Raw genomic sequence first — 19,360 nt, 5'->3', positions numbered from 1 at the left:
GCTGGGCGCGGCGCCGCGCGCGGCCCCGGGCACGCTCGGCGGGCGTGAAGTCCGGGGCGGGGGTGCCCGGCGTGGCGCGGACGCCCCGACCGTGCACGCCGCCGTGCACGCCGCCGTGCACGTCGCCGTGCACGTCGTCGGGCACGCCGTCGGGCGTGCGGGCGGGGGCGCCCTCGCGCACGCCGTCGGCGGCAGGGGTTTCCGGGGCAGGGCTTCCGGAGCCCGGGGTGGTGTCCATGGCGGGGCTGGCTCTTCCGGTCGGGGCGCGGTGGGGGACGGACGTACGGCGATTCAGCATCTCCTACCGCACGCGGCCCGTGCGCACACCCCGGTCGGTGCGCGGCACCCGCGCCCCCACACGTGGCGTCCCCGCGGTCAGCGCCCCCACCCGGCGCGCACGCCCGGGCGCCCGCTCACTCCTCGACCGCCCCGGTGGCGCCGTGGACACCCGCGCGCAGCAACTGGTGACCGAGGTCCACCAGGGCGCGGCCGACCGCGAACTCGTCGCCGACCTCCGGGGCGGGGGCGTCACGGGGGTTGCGGCGGGAGCGGGTGTCGCTGTGCAGGACGTCGCCGTCGGCGTCCAGCACGGCGTGCACTCTGGTGGTGTCCTCGTCCTCGACCACGTGCAGGCTGAGCTGCCAGTCCTTGGTGCGTACCGTGCCCGGGGCGGTCCGCTCGGCTCCACCGGCCACGGCCCGCGACGGGGCGGCCGCCACTCCGGAGCGGACGATGACCACCGGGCAGGCCCCGTGCACGGCGCAGCGGGTGGACACCGAGCCGAGCAGCGTCCGGGCGAAGGTGCCCCGGCCGCGGCTGCCCAGCACCAGCAGGTCGGCGTCCGCGGCGGCCTCCAGCAGCACCTCGGCGGCATGGCCGAGGACCAGGCTCTCACGGACCTCCACCGGGCGGTCCGGGCCGAGGATCTCGTTGATCTCGGCGCTCAGCGTACGGCGGGCGGTCCGCTCGAAGCCGTCGTCCACCATCGGCGCGAACCAGCCGTACAGCGAGGGGTACTCCCAGGCCGCCACCGCGTGCACCGTGGCCCCGGTCAGGACGGCCTGGCCGATCGCCCAGCGCAGGGCCGTCTTCGACGGTTCGGAGCCGTCGATCCCGACCACGATCCGGCGTTCCCGGGTCGCGGCGGGTCCGCCGCCCACGGGGGAGGGTTGGTTGTCGGCCATCACGTCACACCTCCGGGCCTCCGGTGCTGGAGCCGCTCCCCCCCACACCACGCTGCGCGCCCCGCCCGCCTCCGCGCCAGGGACGCGGTGGCCGGAGAGGCGGGGGCGATTGGGACGGGTGGGCCAGGACGGCTACGGGGCGGGTCGGGCACAGGCCGGGTCGGGCACGGGTCGGGCACGGGGCGGGCCGGGTAAGGGCCGGGACGGGTGCCGACCGGGGTGGGAACGCGCCGGATCGGCCGGTTCCGGTGGTGCCCCGTACGGCGGGCCCGTCGGCATCCGGTTGTGTCCGGAATGTTGTGGACTCGGGTCGGGGAGGTGGCGATCGGGTGGCGTAGGCTGACCGATCTCGCATCGTCCTCGGGGGGATCCACTCATGCGCCGTGCCGCGGCCGCCGTCGCGTTGTTCGTCGGACTGACCGCCGTCGCCGCCTGTGGGCCGGACGACCCCGACCCGGCCCCGGCCTCCGCCGCCCCCGCCCCGCCGAGCACGTCCGGCGAGCCGGACGGCACACCCTCCGGCACGGCCCCGGCCAAGAGCACCGAACCCCGGCCGGACGGCACCATCACCGTCGCGTTCGCCGGCGACGTCCACTTCGAGGGCCGCACCGCGCCCCGGCTGGCCGTCAAGCCGCCCGAGCCGGCGCTCGGACCGATCTCCCGCACCCTCGCCGACGCCGACCTGTCCGTCCTCAACCTGGAGACCGCGATCACCGGGCGCGGCGCCCCGGAGCCGAAGACGTACACCTTCCGCACCTCGCCCAAGGCGCTGTCGGTGCTCAAGGACTCGGGCGTCGACGTCGTCTCGATGGCCAACAACCACGCCGTGGACTTCGGCGCCGACGGCCTCACCGACACCCTCGCCGCCAAGGACTCCTCGCCGATCCCGGTGGTCGGCGTCGGGCACAACGCCAAGGAGGCGTACGCCCCGTACGTCACCACCGTGCGCGGGGTGAAGGTCGCGGTGGTCGCCGCCAGCCAGGTCGAGGACATCACCAACCAGAAGTGGCGGGCCGGCGCCAACAAGCCGGGCATCGCCTCGGCGCTGGACGTTCCGGCGCTGGTCAAGGCGGTGGAGACGGCCAAGCAGCAGGCCCCGGTGGTGCTTGTCTACCTGCACTGGGGCGACGAGGGCAAGGCCTGCCCGACCACCGCGCAGACCACCATCGCCAAGAAGCTCGCCACCGCCGGCGCCACCGCGGTGGTCGGCACCCACGCGCACACCATGGTCGGCTCGGGCATGCTCGGCACCACCTACATCGGGTACGGCTTCGGCAACTTCCTCTGGTACGGCACCTCCAACTACGCCAACTCCAACGAGACCGGTGTCACCACCCTGACCCTCACCGGCGACGGCAAGGTGACCGGTGAGACCTTCACCCCGGCCACCATCGACGACAAGGGCATCCCGGAGCCCGTCACCGGCGCCACCGCCGAGGCCGCCCTCAAGCGCCGCGACGGCCTGCGCGGCTGTACGGGCCTCGCCCCGGCGCCGACCGCCCCCGGCGGCTCCGCGCCCGCCGCCTCGGACGCTTCCCCCGCCGCACCCCCGTCCACGGCACCGGCCAAGCCCAACTCGGCCACCGCCAAGCCCAACTCGGCCGCCACCAAGGCTTCGACGACCCCCGCCGTCCCTCGCTAGGGCGTGTCCGCCGTGGGCGGACACGAGGTCTGGCGATTGAGGTCGCCGTCGCCGTCGCCGCCTCCGCCCGCGCGGCCGACCACGCCTCCGGCCTCCCGCCGATCGCCCGCGTCCGCCCGGCGAACCTCGCGCCCCGGCGGGTCGCCCGTCGCGCGGGCGGACGCCGCGCGGAACACCCGGACGGCGAGGGCCGCGACGGATTCGACCCGATCCACGCGGCCCGCCTGTCGTAGGGCCCGCCGTGCCGGTCATCGCGGCGCACCCGAGGCCGCCCGTCCCCACCCGGGGCGGGCGGCTTCTCCGTGTCCGGGGCGAGTTGACGTTCGCACAGACTGTCGGCACGGGCGAACAGCTGTGTTAGGTTAGCCTTGCCTAATCTCGCTGGTCGGAGGGGATGTCCCGTGCAGCAACAGTCCGAATTCGCCGGTGCCGTCGCGATGGTCACCGGTGCCGGACAGGGCATCGGCGTCGCCGTGGTCCGGGCGCTGGTGGCCGAAGGTGCCGTCGTCGCGGCGGTGGACCGCAAGCCCGGAGGGCTCGACGCCCTGGTGGCCGAGGTCCCGTCCGTGCGCCCGTACGTCCTGGACGTCTCCGAGGCCAAAGCCGTGAATGAGACGGTGGAGTCGATCGAGGACCAACTCGGCCCGATCGGCACGCTGGTGAACGTCGCGGGCATCCTGCGCACCGCCCCGGCCGTCGAACTCACCGACGACGACTGGGCCGACACCTTCGCCGTGAACACCGACGGCGTCTTCCACACCAGCCGCGCCGTCGGCCGCCGGATGGCGGACCGCGGGCGCGGGGCGATCGTGACCGTCGGCTCCAACGCCGCCGGGGTGCCGCGGGCCGGGATGGCCGCCTACGCGGCGTCCAAGGCGGCGGCCACCATGTTCACCCGCTGCCTGGGGCTGGAACTCGCCCGGTCCGGGGTGCGGTGCAACGTGGTGTCGCCCGGTTCGACCGACACCGAGATGCAGCGCGCGCTGTGGGGCGAGGACGTCGAAGCGGCCGAACGCCGGGTGATCGATGGTGACTTGAGCGCCTGGCGGGTCGGCATCCCGCTCGGCCGGATCGCCGCGCCCGCCGACATCGCGGAGGCGGTGGTCTTCCTGGCCTCCGACCGGGCGCGGCACATCACCATGCACGACCTGTACGTCGACGGCGGCGCGACCCTGCGCGCCTGAGCGGCGCCGCTCCACCCGCCCCTCCCCCCCAGAACCCTCCCAGACTGGAGAGAACACCGTGACCACGGTGCACCACGCCCCCGCGGGGCCGATACCCGCCGGGCCGATGGCCGCGGGGCCGACACCCGCCGGGCCCGACGCCCCGGCGAACGCCTTCGCCGGGGGCCCGGACCACGCCGTCATCGGTGCGGCCAGCGGACTGCTCGGCCAGTACCGGGCAGGCTCCGACGAGTCCTTCTTCGCCTCGCCGACCCGCACCCTGCTCGGCTCCGGCGTGCACGCCCGGGTGCCGCAGGACGGGCGGCCGCTGCCCGTGCGGGTGGTCGAGACGCTGGCCCAGGCGGGCCGGGCCGGGATCGAACGGCCCCTGGTGGTGGGCGCGGTGGCGTTCGACCGGGACAGCCGGGTCGAACTCGCCGTCCCCGCCCGGATCCGCACCGCCGGGGCGCTGCGCGACGACCCGCTGATCGCGCTGCCCGCGCCGCCGGCCGAGCGGGCCGACTGGCGGATCAGCCCGGTGCCCGCGCCGGAGGCGTACGGGGCGGGCGTCGCCGCGGCCGTCGAGCGGCTGCGCTGCGGGGAGTTGAGCAAGGTGGTGCTGGCCCGGACGCTGGAGCTGAGCACCGCCGAGCCGCTCGACCTGCCCGCCATCCTGCAGCGGCTGGCCCGGCGCGACCCGGGCGGCTACACCTTCGCCGTCCCGGCCGGCGGCGGTCGTACCCTGATCGGTGCCAGCCCCGAACTCCTGCTCTCCCGGAGGGGGACGGCCGTGCTGGCCAACCCGCTGGCCGGCTCGGTGCCGCGCAGCGATGACCTCGGCGAGGACGTCCGGCGGGCGGCCGCGCTGATGGAGTCGCCCAAGGACCTGCACGAGCACGCCGTCGTGGTGGACGCCATCCGCGACGCGCTGACGCCCTACTGCCGCTCCCTGGAGGTGCCCGAGCGGCCCACGCTGGTGCGCACGGCGGCGATGTGGCACCTGGCCACCACGATCCGCGGCGAGCTGGCCGACCCGGCGGTCTCGGCCCTGGAGCTGGCCTGCGCGCTGCACCCCACCCCGGCGGTCTGCGGCACGCCGACGGACCTGGCGCGCGGGGTGATCGGCGAGGTCGAGCCCTTCGACCGCGGTCTCTACACCGGCATGGTCGGCTGGGAGGACGCGACCGGCGACGGCGAGTGGGTGGTCACCATCCGCTGCGCGGAGGCGCAGGAGCGGACGCTGCGGGTGTACGCCGGCGCGGGCGTGGTCGAGCAGTCCCGGCCGGAGGCCGAACTCGCCGAGACCAGTGCCAAGTTCCGCACCTTCCTGGACGCCGTGGGGGTGGCCCGGTGACGCCGCTGGAGACCGTCCGGGCGGGCTTCGCCCCGTACCCCTCCGAGTTCGCCGAGCGCTACCGGGCCGCCGGGTACTGGCGCGGCGAGACCTTCGGGCGGATGCTGCGCGAGCGCGCCGCCGAGCACGGCGAGCGGACCGCCGTGGTCGACCCGGGCGGCCACTCGGTGGCAGCGGAGGAGCGGCGCTGGACGTACGCCGAACTCGACCGCCGGGCCGACCGGATGGCCGCCGGAATGCTCGCCCGGGGCATCCGGGCCGGCGACCGCGTGGTGGTCCAACTCCCCAACGCCGCCGAGTTCTTCGAGGTCGTCTTCGCGCTCTTCCGGATCGGCGCGCTGCCGGTCTTCGCGCTGCCCGCCCACCGGTACGCCGAGATCGGGTACTTCTGCTCCTTCACCGGGGCGGTCGGGTACGTGGTGCCGGGCGTCGAGGGCGGCTACGACTACCGCGAACTCGCCGGTCGGGTACGCGCGGAGAACCCCGCGCTGCGGCTGGTGCTGGTGGCGGGGGAGGACCCGGGGGAGCACGTCCGGCTCGCGGACGTGCCCGGTGACGGGCCCGGCCCGGAGGCCTTCGGCGGGGAGCCCGGGCCCGGGGACGTCGCCTTCCTCCAGCTCTCCGGCGGCAGCACCGGCGTGCCGAAGCTGATCCCGCGCACCCACGACGACTACATCTACTCGCTGCGCGGCTCGGTCGAGCTGTGCGGGCAGGACGCGGACAGCGTGTACCTGTGCGCGCTGCCCGCAGCCCACAACTTCCCGCTCAGCTCCCCGGGTTCACTCGGAACGCTGTACGCCGGCGGCCGAGTGGTGCTCTGCCCCCAGCCCGCCCCGGAGACGGCCTTCCCGCTGATCGAGCGCGAGGGCGTGACCATCACCGGGCTGGTGCCGCCGCTCGCGCTGCTCTGGCTGGACGCCGCCGAGCGCGGCGCCCGCGGGTACGAGAGCCTGGAGGTGCTGCTGGTCGGCGGCGCCAAGTTCAGCACGGAGGCGGCCCGGAGGGTGCGGCCGGTGCTGGGCTGCACGCTCCAGCAGGTGTTCGGGATGGCCGAAGGACTGGTCAACTACACCCGGCTGGACGACCCGGAGGAGCTGATCACCACCACCCAGGGTCGGCCGATCTCGCCGGACGACGAGGTCCGGGTGGTGGACGACCAGGACCGGGACCTGCCCGACGGCGTCACCGGCCACCTGCTGACCCGCGGGCCGTACACCATCCGCGGCTACTGGAACGCGCCGGACCACAACGCCAACTCCTTCACCGAGGACGGGTTCTACCGCACCGGTGACCTGGTCCGGCGCACCCCGACCGGCCACCTGGTGGTCGAGGGGCGGGCCAAGGACCAGATCAACCGGGGCGGTGAGAAGGTCGCCGCCGAGGAGGTCGAGAACCACCTGCTCGCGCACCCCGCGGTGCACGACGCGGCAGTGGTGTCGATGCCCGACCAGTACCTGGGCGAGCGCACCTGCGCGTATCTGGTGCTGCGCGCCGAGTACCGCGAACAGCCCCCGAAGGGCGTCGAGTTGAAGCGTTTCGTGCGTCAGCGCGGACTCGCCGAGTACAAGGTGCCGGACCGGGTCGAGTTCGTCGAGGCCTTCCCGGCCACCGGGATCGGGAAGGTCAGCAAGAAGGACCTGCGAGCCGCCATCGCGGCCTCGCTGATCGCCCGCTGACCGCTCGCTGATCCACCGCAACCGCAACCGGCTTCCGAGATCCAGTAAAGGAACACCACCGTGGGCCTGCCCCGCATTCCGAGCTATCCCATGCCCGCCGCCGAGGAACTGCCCGCCAACCGGGTCGCCTGGACGGTGGACCCGGCCCGCGCCGTCCTGCTGGTGCACGACCTGCAGAACCACTTCCTGGACGCCTATCGGGCCGACGCCGCACCGGTGCCCGAACTCCTCGGCAACGTCGCGGCCTTGGCCTCGGCGGCGCGTGCCGCGGGCGTCCCCGTCGTGTACTCGGCGCAGCTCGGCGGACAGAGCCCGGCCGAGCGCGGGCTCCAGCAGGACTTCTGGGGGCCGGGCATCCCCGACGACCCTCGGGCCACCGCGATCGCCGAGGCCGTCGCCCCGGCGCCGGGGGACACCGTGCTCACCAAGTGGAAGTACAGCGCCTTCGTGCGCACCGAGCTGGATCGGCTGCTGCGCGAGCAGGGGCGGGACCAGCTGGTGATCACCGGCGTGTACGCGCACATCGGCGTGCAGGCCACCGCCTGCGACGCGTGGATGCGGGACCTGCCGGCCTTCGTGGTGGCCGACGCGGTCGCGGACTTCGGCCCGGCGGAGCACCGGGGCGCGCTGGCCTGGGTGGCCGGGCGCTGCGGGACGGTCGCCACGACGGAGGCCGTGCTCGGGATGCTGGGTGCGGCCGCGGGCGTGCCGGTCGGCGGGGAACTCGAAGGGGCGGGCGGGAAGTGACGGGCGTGGGCTTCACGGTGGAGCGGATCCGGGCCGAGGTCGCCGACCTGCTCGGCGAGGACCCGGCGGAGATCCCGCTGGACGAGAACCTGGTCGACTGGGGGCTGGACTCCATCCGGCTGATGACACTCGCCGCGCGTTGGCGGGAGGAGGGGGCCGAGGTGGCGTTCGTCGAACTCGCGGAGCGCCCGGCGATCGAGGCCTGGGCCGAGCTGCTGGGCGCGGCGTGATGGCGGCGGGGGTCCGGGAGGCGTCCCCGGGCGCCGTCGGCGCGGCGGCGGGTTCGGCGGCGCGTACGGAGAGGCACTCGGCGGGGCGTGCGGAGGGGCGTACGGCGCTGCCCGGGTTGCCTCCGCTGCCCCGTCGGGCGGTGCGGTACCCGGCGACCACCGTGGTGGGGCCGGTCGAGGCGCAAGCGGCCCGGACACCGGACGCGCCGGCCCTGGTGCTCGCGGACGGCGGGACCGTCGGCTACCGGGAGCTGAACGCCTCGGCCAACCGGCTGGCGCGGGCCCTGGCCGCCCGGGGCGCCCGTCCGGGTGGGGTGGTCGGCCTGGCGGGCTTCCGCCGACCGGCCGAACTGCTGACGGCGCTGCTGGCGGTGGCGAAGTCGGGCGCGGCGTACCTGCCGCTGGACCCGACGGACGCGCCCGGTCGGCGGGAGCGGCTGCTCGCCGAGAACGCCCCGGTCTGTGTGCTGGGGGAGGGGGTGCCGGGCGCGCTCGCGGCGCTGGAGACGGACGGCGAGCTGTCCACCGACCCGCCCCGGGCGCTCACCCCGCAGCACCTGCTCTGTGTCGGGTACGGTCCGGGCGGGCGCCCGACCGCCGTCCGGCTCACCCACGCCGAGGCGGACCGCCGGGTGCGCGAGCTCCAGGCGGCCCACCCGCTCGGGCCGGGGGACCGGGTGCTGCACCTGGGCCTGCCGCTCTGGGAGTACCTGTGGCCACTGCGGACGGGCGCCGCGGTGGTGCTCGCCGATTCGGGGCGGGAAGGGCCGGAAGGGCGGGAGGGGCAGGTCGGGGCGTTGGTGCGGGAGCTGGGTGTGACGGCGGTGCGGGTGGCGCCGGGGGTCCTGCTCGGCGGGTGAGGGGGCGTCGGGGCCGGGGCGGACGGACGGATTTCAGGTGACAACTTTCAGCGAACAGATTTCGTCATCTGTTCGCTGAAAGTTGTCGGCCGTCATGCGTCCGCCGCCGCCGGATCCACCGTCCCCGCCCGATCCACCGCCGGACCCGTCACCAGGTCCACCGCCGTCCACGCCATCGCCACCGCGCCGTCCAGCACCGCCCGCTCCGCCTGCGGGCCCAGCGCCGCCTCGGCGAACGCCGCCTCGTGCGGGGCGCAGGCGCCGCCGGTGATGTCCAGCACCGGATGGATCGACGGCACCACGTGTGACACGTTCCCCATGTCCGTACAGGCGAAGGGCCCGCTCTCGACCGGCTCCGGCCGGCCGAGCGCCGTCGCGTTGGCCCGCCACAGGGCCAGCAGCCCGGGGTCGGAGCGCATGTCCAGGTAGTCCGGCTCGGGCCGGGTCAGCTCCACCTCGCACCCGGTGGCGAGCGCCCCCGCGCGGAAGCAGTCCTCGATCCGGGAGCGCAGCTCGGCGAGGTCCTCGGCCGCCGAGGCGCGGATCTCGTACTCGGCGCTCGCGCGGTCGGGGATCAGGTTCGGTGCCGTCCCCGCCGCCGTGGTGATGCCGTGCACCCGCCACTGCGGCGGGAGTTGCTGGCGCAGCAGCCCGATCGCGACCTGGGCGACGGTGAGCGCGTCGGCGGCGTTGCGCCCCCGGTGCGGATCGAGGCTCGGGTGGGCGGCCCGCCCGGTGTAGCGGACGGACAGCGTGCCGAGAGCGAAGGAGCGGAAGTCGGCGACCTCGACGGGGCAGGGGTGGACCATCATCGCCGCGTCCACCCCGTCGAACGCCCCCGCCTCCAGCAGTAGCGCCTTGCCCGCTCCGCGCTCCTCGGCCGGCGCGCCGATCACCCGTACCGTGAGCCCGAGTTCGTCCGCGTACGGGGCGAGCCCGAGTGCGGCGCCGATCCCCGCGGCGGCGATCAGGTTGTGTCCGCAGGCGTGTCCGAGCCCGGGCAGCGCGTCGTACTCGCAGACCAGCGCGACGGTGACCGGCCCGCTGCCGAGTCGCGCGTCGAAGGCGGTGGCCAGTCCGTGCGCGGGCGCGGTGACCGCGTAGCCGTGCGCGCCCAGGAGTTCGGCGCACCAGGCGGCCGCGAGGTGCTCCTCGAAGGCGGTCTCGGGGTGCGTGTGGATGCGCCGGCTGAGTGCGAGGAGGTCCGCGCGGTGGGCGTGGACGCGTTCGCGCACGGCCTGCTTGGCCTCGGCGAGAGGCGTGGTCGGCGGCTCGGTCAGGGGCATGGGTGGCGCCTCCGGTGTGTCAGGGCCCGGACTTTTCCGAGCTGTTGACCAGATCATATGAAGTTAGATTAGGCTAACCTAAGTAAGGCGTTCCGGATCCCCGAGGAGCTCTCCACCCCATGCCCGCCGTCGAAACCCAGACCGCCGACATCCCCCTGCTCGCCGCCCAGGCCGCCATCTGGTACGCCCAGGCCCTCGACCCGGCCAGCCCGGTCTACAACACCGGCGACGCCGTCGAGATCACCGGCCCACTCGACGAGGACCGGTTCGAGCAGGCGCTGCGGCAGGCGGTGGAGGAGGCGGAAGCACTGAGCGCCGTCGTCGTCACCGGTCCGGACGGCACGCCCCGCCAGCAGGTGCGCCCGGGCCCGCACTGGCCACTGCACCGCCTCGACCTGCGGGCCGCCGCCGACCCCGCCGCCGCGGCGGAGGCCTGGACGCGCGCCGACCTCGCCCGCCCGGCCGATCTCGCCGAAGGCCCGCTGTTCACCCACGCGCTCATCCGCCTCGCCGGGAACCGTCGGATCTGGTACCGCCGCATCCACCACTTCGCCGTCGACGCCTACGCGTTGACCCTCCTGGGCGAGCGGGTCGCCGCCCTCTACGCCGCGCGCGCCGCCGGTACCGAACCCGCCCCGACCCCGTTCGCCACGCTCGCCGAGGCCGCCGCCGAGGAAGCCGCCTACCGCGCGAGCGCGGAATACGCGGCCGACCGTGCCCACTGGTCCGCCCGGCTGGCCGACGCCGACACCCCGGCGACCCTCCCGGGCATCCCCGAACCCGCCCCCGCCCTCCCCTCAACCCCCAACCCCGGTGCGGGAATCCGCCTCACCGTCGACCTCCCCGCCGGCACCCGCGACCGCCTGGAACGCGCCGCCGCCACCGCCCGCGCCACCTGGGCCGAACTGCTCCTCGCCGCCACCGCCGGCTACCTGCACCGCCTGACCGGCGCCCAGGACGTCGTCCTCGGTCTGCCGCTCGCCAACCGCCGAGGCCCGGCCGCCCTGCGCACCCCCGTCGCCGCCGCCAACGTGCTTCCGCTGCGCCTCGCCGTCCACCCCGCCGACAGCGCCGAGACCCTGCTGCGCACGGTGGTGCGCGAGCTGCGCGCCGTCCGCCGCCACCAGCGCTACCCGCTGGAGGACCTGCGCCGCGACCTCGGCCGCACCGGCGACCGCCGCGCCCTGTTCGGCCCGATGGTCAACATCAAGGCCTTCGAGAGCGACCTCGACCTCGCCGGCCTGCCCGGCACCGTCCGCAACCTGGCCGCCGGCCCGGTGGACGACCTCGCCCTGAACATCTCACCCGGTCCGGACGGCGCGCTGCGCCTGGTCCTCGACGCCGACCCGGACCGTCACGGCGCCGCTTCCCTCGCCGCCCACCGGGACGGTCTGCTGCGCTACCTCGACGCCCTCGCCGACCTCCTGCTCACCGACCCGCGGACGCCGATCGCCCGGATCGACCTGCTCGACCCGGAAGGCTTGCGCCGGGCCACCGCAGGCCGCACCGAACCCCCGGCCGAGCTGACCGTGCCCGAGCTGTTCGCCGCCCAGGCCGCCCGCACGCCGGACGCCGTCGCCGTCCGCTCCGGCCCGACCGCCCTGACGTACCGGCGACTCGACCGCGCCGCCAACCGCCTCGCCCACCGCCTGACCGCCCTCGGCGTCCGCGCGGGTTCGCCGGTCGCGATCGCCCTGCCGCGCGGCACCGACACCCTGATCGCGATGCTCGCCGTCCTCAAGGCGGGCGGCGCCTGCGTCTCGCTCGACCTCACCCACCCCGCGGAGCGCCTCGCCGCCGTGCTGGCCGACGCCCGCCCGCTCTGCGCGATCGGCACCGCCGAGGCCCTCGCCGCGCTCGACCTGCCCGCCGGTCTGCCCACCGTCCGGCTGGGGGATGCCGACGCCGTCCTGTCAGAGGAGACCGGCACCACCGCGCCGGGGGAAGCGGACACCACCGCGCCGGGGGAGGCGGACACCACCGCGCCGGGGGAGGCGGACACCGAGGCCGACACCGCCCCGCCGGCGCCCCAACCGCACCACCCGGCCTACGTGTTGCACACCTCCGGGTCCACCGGCCGCCCCAAGGGCGTGGTGGTCACCCACGCCTCGCTGGCCAACCTGCACGCGGGCCTCGGCGAGGACCACATCGCCCCCGCCCTGCGCCGCACCGGCCGGGACCGGCTGCGCGTCGCCCACAGCGCCTCGTTCGCCTTCGACGCCTCCTGGGACCCGGTGCTCTGGATGGTCCACGGCCACGAACTCCACCTGCTGGACGACGCCACCTACCGCGACCCGGCCGCCCTGGCCGCCCACCTCGACCGCGAGCGCGTCGACTACCTCGACCTCACCCCCTCCTACCTCGAAGTCCTGCTCGCCGAAGGCATCCTGGATGAGGGAAGGCACCGCCCGTCCGTCCTCGTGGTCGGCGGCGAGGCCACCCCGCCCGCGCTCTGGCAGCGTCTGACCGCCGTCCCCGGTCTGCACCCGGTCGACCTCTACGGCCCGACCGAGACCACCGTCGACGCCTACGCCTGGACCCCGGGCCCGGACGGCGCCCCGACCGGCCGGGTGGTGCGCGGCTCCCGCGCCTACGTCCTGGACGGCTCGCTGCGCCCCGTGCCCGACGGCGTCACCGGTGAGCTGTACGTGGCCGGCGCCTGCCTGGCCCACGGCTACCTCGGCCGCCCCGACCTGACCGCCGAGCGCTTCCTCGCCGACCCGTTCGGCCCGCCCGGCAGCCGGATGTACCGCACCGGAGACCTCGCCCGCCGCCGGGCATCGGGGTCCCCCCGGCCGGAGGCCGGGGGAGGCACCCTGGAGTTCCTCGGCCGGGCCGACGACCAGGTGAAGATCCGCGGCTTCCGGGTCGAGCCCGGCGAGGTCGCCGCGGTCCTCGCCGAACTGCCGGGCGTCGCCCAGGCCGTGGTGATCGCCCGCCCCGGGCCGCAGGGCAAGCGCCTGCTCGCCTACGCCGTGCCCGAGGCCGGCCCCGTACCCGAGGCCGGCCCCGTACCCGAGGCCGGCCCCGTACCCGAGGCCGGCCCCGTACCCGAGGCGGCCGGTGCGCCCGAAGGCGGCAGCACACCCGACCCGGACGGGCTGCGCGCCGCACTCGCCGCCCGGCTGCCCGCGCACATGGTCCCGGCGGCCGTCCAGTTGCTGGACGAACTGCCGCGCACCGCCCACGGCAAGCTCGACCACAGGGCCCTGCCCGAGCCGGTCACCGCCGCCACCGCCGGCGCCGCCCCGGCCACGCCCCGCGAGGAGCTGGTCTGTGGCCTGTTCGCCGAGGTCCTCGGCCTGCCGCAGGCGCCCGGCCGGGACGCCTCCTTCTTCGACCTCGGCGGCCACTCACTGCTCGCCGGACGGCTGGCCGCCCGGCTGCGCGACACCTTCGCCGCCCCGGTCGGCTTCGCCGACGTGTTCCGGCAGCCCACCCCCGCCGGCCTCGCCGCCCACCTGGGAGCCACCGAGACGCCGGAACCGCGTCCTGTCCCGGTCCCGGTGCCGCGCACCGAGCGGATGCCGCTCTCGCCCGCCCAGCGCGGGCTCTGGTTCCTGCACCGCCTCGAAGGCCCCAGCCCCACCTACAACATCCCGCTCGCCCTCACCCTCACCGGCCCGTTCGACCGGCGCGCCCTCACCCTCGCCCTCGGTGACCTCGTCGCCCGGCACGAAGTCCTGCGCACCGTCTACGGGGAGGAGCCGGACGGCACGCCGTACCAGCGCGTCCTGCCGCCGACCGCCGTCGAACTGCACGACGGGAACGGCACGCCGGCCGAGGCCGTCCGGTACGCCTTCGACCTGACGGCCGAACCGCCGCTGCGCGCCACGCTGTTCGCGGCCGACCACTCCAGCGAGGGCGGCCAGGAGCGGCACACCCTGCTCCTGCTGCTCCACCACATCGCGAGCGACGGCGCCTCCACCACCCCGCTGCTGCGTGACCTGGCCGTCGCCCACACCGCCAGGTCCGCCGGACACGCACCCGAACTTCCCGAGCTCACGATCCAGTTCGCCGACCACGCGGTCTGGCAGCGGGAGCGGCTCGGCACCGCCGACGCGCCCAGCCCGCTGGCCGTCCGGCAGACGGAGTACTGGCGCACGGCGCTCGCCGGGCTGCCCGACCAGCTGGAACTGCCCACCGACCACCCCCGTCCGGCCGTCGCGGGCCACCAGGGCGCCACCGTGCCCTTCACCCTCGGCGCCGAGGCGCACGCCGCCCTGGCCGGGCTCGCCCGGGCCGCCGACGGCACCGTCTTCATGGCCGTCCTGGCCGGGCTCGCCGCCCTGCTCACCCGGCACGGCGCGGGCACCGACCTCCCGATCGGCGCCCCGGTGGCCGGTCGCGAGGACGAGGAGACGGCCGCGCTGGTCGGCTACTTCGTCAACTCCGTGGTGCTGCGCACCGACACGTCCGGCGATCCCACCTTCCGCGAGCTGCTGGCCCGGGTCCGCGACACCGTGCTCGCCGCGCACGAGCACGCCGACCTCCCCTTCGACCGGCTGGTCGAGGAGCTCAACCCGGCCCGCTCGCTCGCCCGCCACCCGCTGTTCCAGGTGATGCTCGCCTGGCAGAGCCGCCCGGACGAGCGGATCGCGCTGGGCGGCGGCCTCACCGTCGACATCGCCGCGATCCCCAGCGGCACCGCCAAGTTCGATCTCACCCTGAACGCCGGCGAACTGCCCGGCGGCGGCATCGGCGGCTTCCTGGAGTACCGCACCGACCTCTTCGACGCCGCCACCGTGACCGCCCTCGCGGAACGCCTCGACCGGCTGCTCACCGCCGCCGCGACCGCCCCCGACACCCCGATCGGCCGGCTCCCGCTGATCGGTGAGGAGGAGCGGCTGCGCGCCCTGGTCGAGTGGAACGGCGGCCAGGCTTCCCCGGCCTCCCCGGCTTCCCCGGCCTCCCCGGCTTCCCCGGCCTCCCCGGCCTCCCCGGGCGCCGCGACCCTGCCCGAGCTCTTCGAGGCGGCCGCCGCCGCCAACCCGCACGCCATCGCCGTCAGCCACCGCGACGAGCGGCTGGACTACACCGAACTGGCCTCCCGCGCCGACCGGCTGGCCCGACTGCTGGCCGCCGAGGGCATCGGCCCCGGCACCATCGTCGCGCTCGCCCTGCCGCGCTCGCTCGAACTCGTCGTCGCCCTGCTGGCGGTGGCCAAGTCCGGTGCCGCCTACCTGCCGCTCGACCCCGACTACCCGTCCGACCGGCTCGCCTACATGCTGGCCGACGCCGCCCCCGCCGCCCTGCTCACCGACCGGGCCACCGCACCCCGCGTGCCCGCCCACGAGGTGCGGCAACTCCTGGTCGACGGCCCGGAGTCCGGGCGCCACCCGGCCGTCCCGCTCGCCCAGCACGAGCGCACCCGCCCGCTGCGCGCCGAGGACACCGCGTACGTCATCTACACCTCCGGCTCCACCGGCCGGCCCAAGGGCGTGCCCGTCACCCACCACAACGTGGTCCGGCTGTTCACCGCCACCGACGACTGGTTCGGCTTCGGCGCCGAGGACGTCTGGACGCTCTTCCACTCCTACGCCTTCGACTTCTCCGTCTGGGAGCTGTGGGGCGCCCTGCTGCACGGCGGTCGCCTGGTCGTCGTCCCGCACCTGGTCAGCCGCGACCCGGCGGCCTTCCTGGAACTGCTCGCCCGCGAGCGGGTCACCGTGCTCAACCAGACGCCGTCCGCCTTCTACCAGCTCAGCGCCGCCGACCGGGACCGCCCCGGCAGCGAACTCTCCCTGCGCTACGTGGTGTTCGGCGGCGAGGCGCTCGAACTCGGCCGCCTCGACGACTGGTACGAACGGCACGCCGAGGACGCGCCGACGCTCGTCAACATGTACGGGATCACCGAGACCACCGTGCACGTCTCGTACATCGCCCTCGACCGGGCGAGCGCCGCCGCCGGGAGCAGCAGCACCATCGGTGTCAACATCCCCGACCTGCGGGTCTACGTCCTCGACCGGCACCTCCAGCCCGTCCCGCCCGGCGTCACCGGCGAGATGTACGTGGCCGGGGCGGGCCTGGCCCGCGGCTACCTCGGCCGCCCCGAGCTGACCGCCACCCGCTTCGTCGCCGACCCGTACGCCGGACTCTTCGGCGAGAGCGGCACCCGGATGTACCGCTCCGGTGACCTCGCCCGGCGCCGCGCCGACGGCGTGCTGGAGTACTTCGGCCGCGCCGACCAGCAGGTCAAGCTGCGCGGCTTCCGGATCGAACTCGGTGAGATCGAGGCCGTGTTGGCCGCCCATCCGGCCGTCGCCGACGCCGCCGTGGTGGTCCGGGAGGACACGCCGGGGGACAAGCGACTGGTCGGCTACGCGGTGACCGGCGGTGCGGTCGGCGGCGGTGCGGTGGCGGAGGGTGCGGTCGGCGGCGGTGCGGTGGCGGAGGGTGCGGTCGGCGGCGGTGCGGTGACCGGCACCATCACGCCGGACGACCTGCGCGCCCACGCCGCCGCCGAGCTGCCCGCCCACATGGTGCCCTCCGCCGTCGTGCTGCTCGACCGTCTCCCCCTGACGGCCAACGGCAAGCTCGACCGCCGGGCCCTGCCCGCCCCCGAGGCGCCCGCCGCGGGTGCCGGCCGCCCGCCGCGCACCCCGCGCGAACAGCAGCTGTGCGAACTGTTCGCCGAGGTCCTCGGGTTGGCGTCGGTCGGCGTCGAGGACGACTTCTTCGCGCTCGGCGGCCACTCGCTGCTGATCGTGCGCCTCGCCGGGCGGATCCGCGAGGTGCTCGGCCTGGAGGTCGGCATCGGAGCGCTGTTCCAGGCGTCCACGGTGGCCGCCCTCGACGCGGCCCTGTCCGCCGGCTCCCCGGGCGCCGACGCCCTCGACGTGCTGCTCCCGCTGCGGCCCGTGGCCCCCGGCCGCCGGCGCCCGCTGTTCGCCGTCCACCCGGCCGGCGGCCTCAGCTGGTGCTACACCGGGCTGATCCGGAACCTGCCCGGGGAGGTCCCGATCTACGGCCTCCAGGCCCAGGGCGTCGGCGCCGCCACGGCCGAACTTCCCCTGCCCGCCACGCTGGAGGAGCTGGCCGCGCACTACGCCGACCGGCTGCGCGAGGTCCAGCCGGAGGGCCCGTACCGGCTGCTCGGCTGGTCCACCGGCGGGATCATCGCGCACGCCGTGGCCGTCCGGCTCCAGGAGCTCGGCCAGGACGTCGAACTGCTCGCCATCCTGGACGCCTACCCCGCCGAGGGCTTCCGCGAGCTGCCCGTCCCCGACGAGGCCGAGGCGCTGGAGGCGCTGCTCACCATGGGCGGCTTCGGGCCCGCGGACCTCGACGGCCGACCGCTCGAACTCGCCGCCGTCACCGAACTGCTGCGGGCCGAGGGCAGCCCGCTCGCCGGACTCGACGAGGCCACCGTGGCCGCGCTGAACCGGATCTACCTCAACACCAACCACCTGGTGCGCGGCTACGACCACCGCCGCTTCGACGGCGACGTGCTGTTCTTCCGCGCCACCGTCGACACCATCGACGACACCCTGGTGCCCGAGCTGTGGACGCCCTACGTGTCCGGCCGGATCGCCAACACCGACGTGGCCTGCTCCCACAAGGACATGACCCTGCCCGCCCCGATCGCGCACATCGCGAGCGTGATCGCCGACCACCTGAAGAGGTCCTCCCATGAGTGACGCCCCCGCCAACCCCTTCGACGCCGACGGCACGTTCCTGGCGCTCGCCAACTCCGAGGGGCAGCACTCCCTGTGGCCCGCCTTCGCCGCAGTCCCGGCCGGCTGGGACATCGTGCACGGCCCGTGCGAGCGGGCCGCCGCGCTGGAGTGGATCACCGCGCACTGGACCGCGCTGTGACCCCTCCGCCGGTCGCCGCCCCGGCGCGCCCCCTGCTCGCGGGGCGCGCCGCGGTGGTCGTCGTCTACACGGCCGCGATGTGCATGAACGGCCTCGACTCGACCATCGTCAATCCGGCGCTGTTCGGCATCGCCGAGGACTTCGGCCGGCCGGTCTCGGCCGCCAACGCCGTGGAGACCTCCTTCCTGGTCGGCCTCGCGCTCGGCCTGCCGGTGGCCGGCTGGCTGGGCGACCGGTACGGCGTCAAGCGGGTCTTCCTCGGCTCGCTCGCCGTCTTCACCCTCGCCTCCGCGCTCTGCGCGGCGGCGCCCGGCCTGGGCGCGCTGTCCGGCGCCCGGGCCGTCCAGGGCGTGGCCGGCGGGCTGCTCACGCCGGTCGGGATGACCCTGCTGTTCCGGGCCTTCGCCCCGCACGAGCGGGCCGGCCTGGGCCGCATCCTGATCGTCCCGACCGCGCTGATGCCCGCCCTCGGGCCGCCGCTCGGCGGCTACCTCACCGAACACCTCTCCTGGCACTGGCTGTTCCTGGTCAACGTGCCGGTCGGCGCGGCGGCCGTGCTCATCGGGCTGATCGGTCTGCGCGGCGAGCCGGAGCCCCCGGCGGGGCGCTTCGACACGACCGGCTTCCTGCTCGCCACCCCCGGCCTCGGACTGCTGACCTACGCCCTCGGCTTCGGCCCGGCGCACGGCTGGACCTCCCCGGGCGTGGCCCTGGGCGGACTGCTCGGCGTGGTGTTGCTGGGAGCCGCGGTCCGGCACCAACTGCGCGCCGCCGAACCACTGGTGGACCTTCGCCTGCTCGCCGACCGCACCTTCGGCGCCGCGAGCCGGCTGGCCCTGCTGACCGCGGCCGGGCTGATGGGCGCGCTGTTCGTGCTGCCGCTGCTCTATCAGGCGGCGCGCGGCGCCTCGGCCCTGGACGCCGGACTGAGCGTCTTCCCGGAGGCGATCGGCCTGATGGCGGCCTCGCAGGTGGTCGACCGGCTGCTGCCGAGGCTTGGCCCGCGCCGCCTCGCCCTGCCCGCGCTGCTGCTCGCGGCGGCGGTGGTCGGCTGCCTCGGCTTCGCGGAGAACCCCTGGGCGGTCCGGGTGCTGATGTTCGCGGTCGGCCTGATCCTGGGCACCGCCGTCCTCACCGTCCAGATCGCGGGCTTCGCCGATGTCCCGCCGCCCGCCATGGGCCGCGCGATGGGCCTGTTCACCATCCTGCGCACCCTCGGCGGCGCCCTCGGCATCGCCGCCACCGCCGCGCTCCTCGGCGCGGTCGGCGACGGCACGGACCCGGCGCCCTACCGCCTCGCCCTCCTGCTCACCGCCGGACTGGTGGCCGCCGGAGCCCTCCTGGCCGCCCGCCTCCCGGCCGAGGCCCCGGGCCCGCCGCCGGGGGACTGAGTCCTCAGG

At 75.7% G+C, this 19,360-nt stretch carries 12 protein-coding genes and 1 pseudogene; 10 read left to right on the top strand and 3 right to left on the bottom strand.

Annotation, left to right across the window (positions count from 1 at the left end):
- Both ACFRMQ_RS20810 and ACFRMQ_RS20805 read right to left on the bottom strand, forming a co-directional pair.
- A pseudogene (locus ACFRMQ_RS20810) lies at nt 1-238 on the bottom strand (hypothetical protein); the annotation flags it as partial.
- 175 nt (nt 239-413) lie between these two features.
- Complete coding sequence (locus tag ACFRMQ_RS20805; RefSeq protein ID WP_380731985.1) at nt 414-1,184, bottom strand: universal stress protein; 771 nt, start codon at nt 1,182-1,184, stop codon at nt 414-416.
- 376 nt (nt 1,185-1,560) lie between these two features.
- Between ACFRMQ_RS20805 and ACFRMQ_RS20800 the strand changes: the two genes are divergently transcribed.
- The 7 genes from ACFRMQ_RS20800 (at nt 1,561) to ACFRMQ_RS20770 (ending at nt 8,856) form a co-directional block, all read left to right on the top strand.
- Entirely contained in the window at nt 1,561-2,826 is a 1,266-nt protein-coding gene (locus tag ACFRMQ_RS20800; RefSeq protein WP_380731984.1) for a CapA family protein, read from the top strand.
- 401 nt (nt 2,827-3,227) lie between these two features.
- Complete coding sequence (locus tag ACFRMQ_RS20795; RefSeq protein ID WP_380731983.1) at nt 3,228-4,010, top strand: 2,3-dihydro-2,3-dihydroxybenzoate dehydrogenase; 783 nt, start codon at nt 3,228-3,230, stop codon at nt 4,008-4,010.
- A 106-nt stretch (nt 4,011-4,116) separates the two neighbouring features.
- The gene (gene dhbC / locus ACFRMQ_RS20790; RefSeq protein ID WP_380731986.1) at nt 4,117-5,343 is read left to right on the top strand and encodes an isochorismate synthase DhbC; all 1,227 of its coding nucleotides are present in this window, start codon (nt 4,117-4,119) and stop codon (nt 5,341-5,343) included.
- A complete protein-coding gene (locus ACFRMQ_RS20785; RefSeq protein WP_380731982.1) occupies nt 5,340-7,019 on the top strand; it encodes a (2,3-dihydroxybenzoyl)adenylate synthase in 1,680 nt (559 codons plus the stop codon). The genes dhbC and ACFRMQ_RS20785 overlap by 4 nt, the downstream gene beginning before the upstream one ends.
- 60 nt (nt 7,020-7,079) lie before the next feature.
- The gene (locus tag ACFRMQ_RS20780) at nt 7,080-7,766 is read left to right on the top strand and encodes an isochorismatase family protein (protein ID WP_380731981.1); all 687 of its coding nucleotides are present in this window, start codon (nt 7,080-7,082) and stop codon (nt 7,764-7,766) included.
- Nucleotides 7,763-7,996: a phosphopantetheine-binding protein gene (locus ACFRMQ_RS20775; protein ID WP_380703299.1), complete on the top strand. Its 234-nt coding sequence runs from the start codon at nt 7,763-7,765 to the stop codon at nt 7,994-7,996. The genes ACFRMQ_RS20780 and ACFRMQ_RS20775 overlap by 4 nt, the downstream gene beginning before the upstream one ends.
- Before the next feature lie 140 nt (nt 7,997-8,136).
- A complete protein-coding gene (locus tag ACFRMQ_RS20770) occupies nt 8,137-8,856 on the top strand; it encodes an AMP-binding protein (RefSeq protein WP_380731980.1) in 720 nt (239 codons plus the stop codon).
- Between the two features lie 92 nt (nt 8,857-8,948).
- On the opposite strand, the gene ACFRMQ_RS20765 is transcribed toward ACFRMQ_RS20770, so the two are convergent.
- Nucleotides 8,949-10,142 (bottom strand): M20 family metallopeptidase, encoded by a 1,194-nt coding sequence (locus tag ACFRMQ_RS20765; RefSeq protein ID WP_380731978.1) that lies wholly within the window; start codon nt 10,140-10,142, stop codon nt 8,949-8,951.
- Nucleotides 10,143-10,261: 119 nt separating this feature from the next.
- Between ACFRMQ_RS20765 and ACFRMQ_RS20760 the strand changes: the two genes are divergently transcribed.
- The 3 genes from ACFRMQ_RS20760 to ACFRMQ_RS20750 are packed head-to-tail and all read left to right on the top strand — an operon-like array spanning nt 10,262 to nt 19,351.
- Nucleotides 10,262-17,782 carry an amino acid adenylation domain-containing protein gene (locus ACFRMQ_RS20760; protein WP_380731977.1) on the top strand — a complete coding sequence of 2,507 codons (7,521 nt, stop codon included), beginning with the start codon at nt 10,262-10,264 and terminating at the stop codon, nt 17,780-17,782.
- The gene (locus tag ACFRMQ_RS20755; protein WP_380731976.1) at nt 17,775-17,960 is read left to right on the top strand and encodes an MbtH family protein; all 186 of its coding nucleotides are present in this window, start codon (nt 17,775-17,777) and stop codon (nt 17,958-17,960) included. The genes ACFRMQ_RS20760 and ACFRMQ_RS20755 overlap by 8 nt, the downstream gene beginning before the upstream one ends.
- Nucleotides 17,957-19,351 (top strand): DHA2 family efflux MFS transporter permease subunit, encoded by a 1,395-nt coding sequence (locus ACFRMQ_RS20750; RefSeq protein WP_380731975.1) that lies wholly within the window; start codon nt 17,957-17,959, stop codon nt 19,349-19,351. Before ACFRMQ_RS20755 ends, ACFRMQ_RS20750 begins: the two co-directional genes overlap by 4 nt.
- The last annotated feature ends 9 nt before the right edge of the window (nt 19,352-19,360 follow it).

Origin of the sequence: Kitasatospora sp. NPDC056783 (assembly GCF_042789895.1) — a bacterium.
Taxonomy (GTDB): Bacteria; Actinomycetota; Actinomycetes; order Streptomycetales; family Streptomycetaceae; genus Kitasatospora.
The sequence above is the reverse complement of the archived record's forward strand: the minus strand, read 5'-3'. Positions and strand labels throughout refer to the sequence as shown.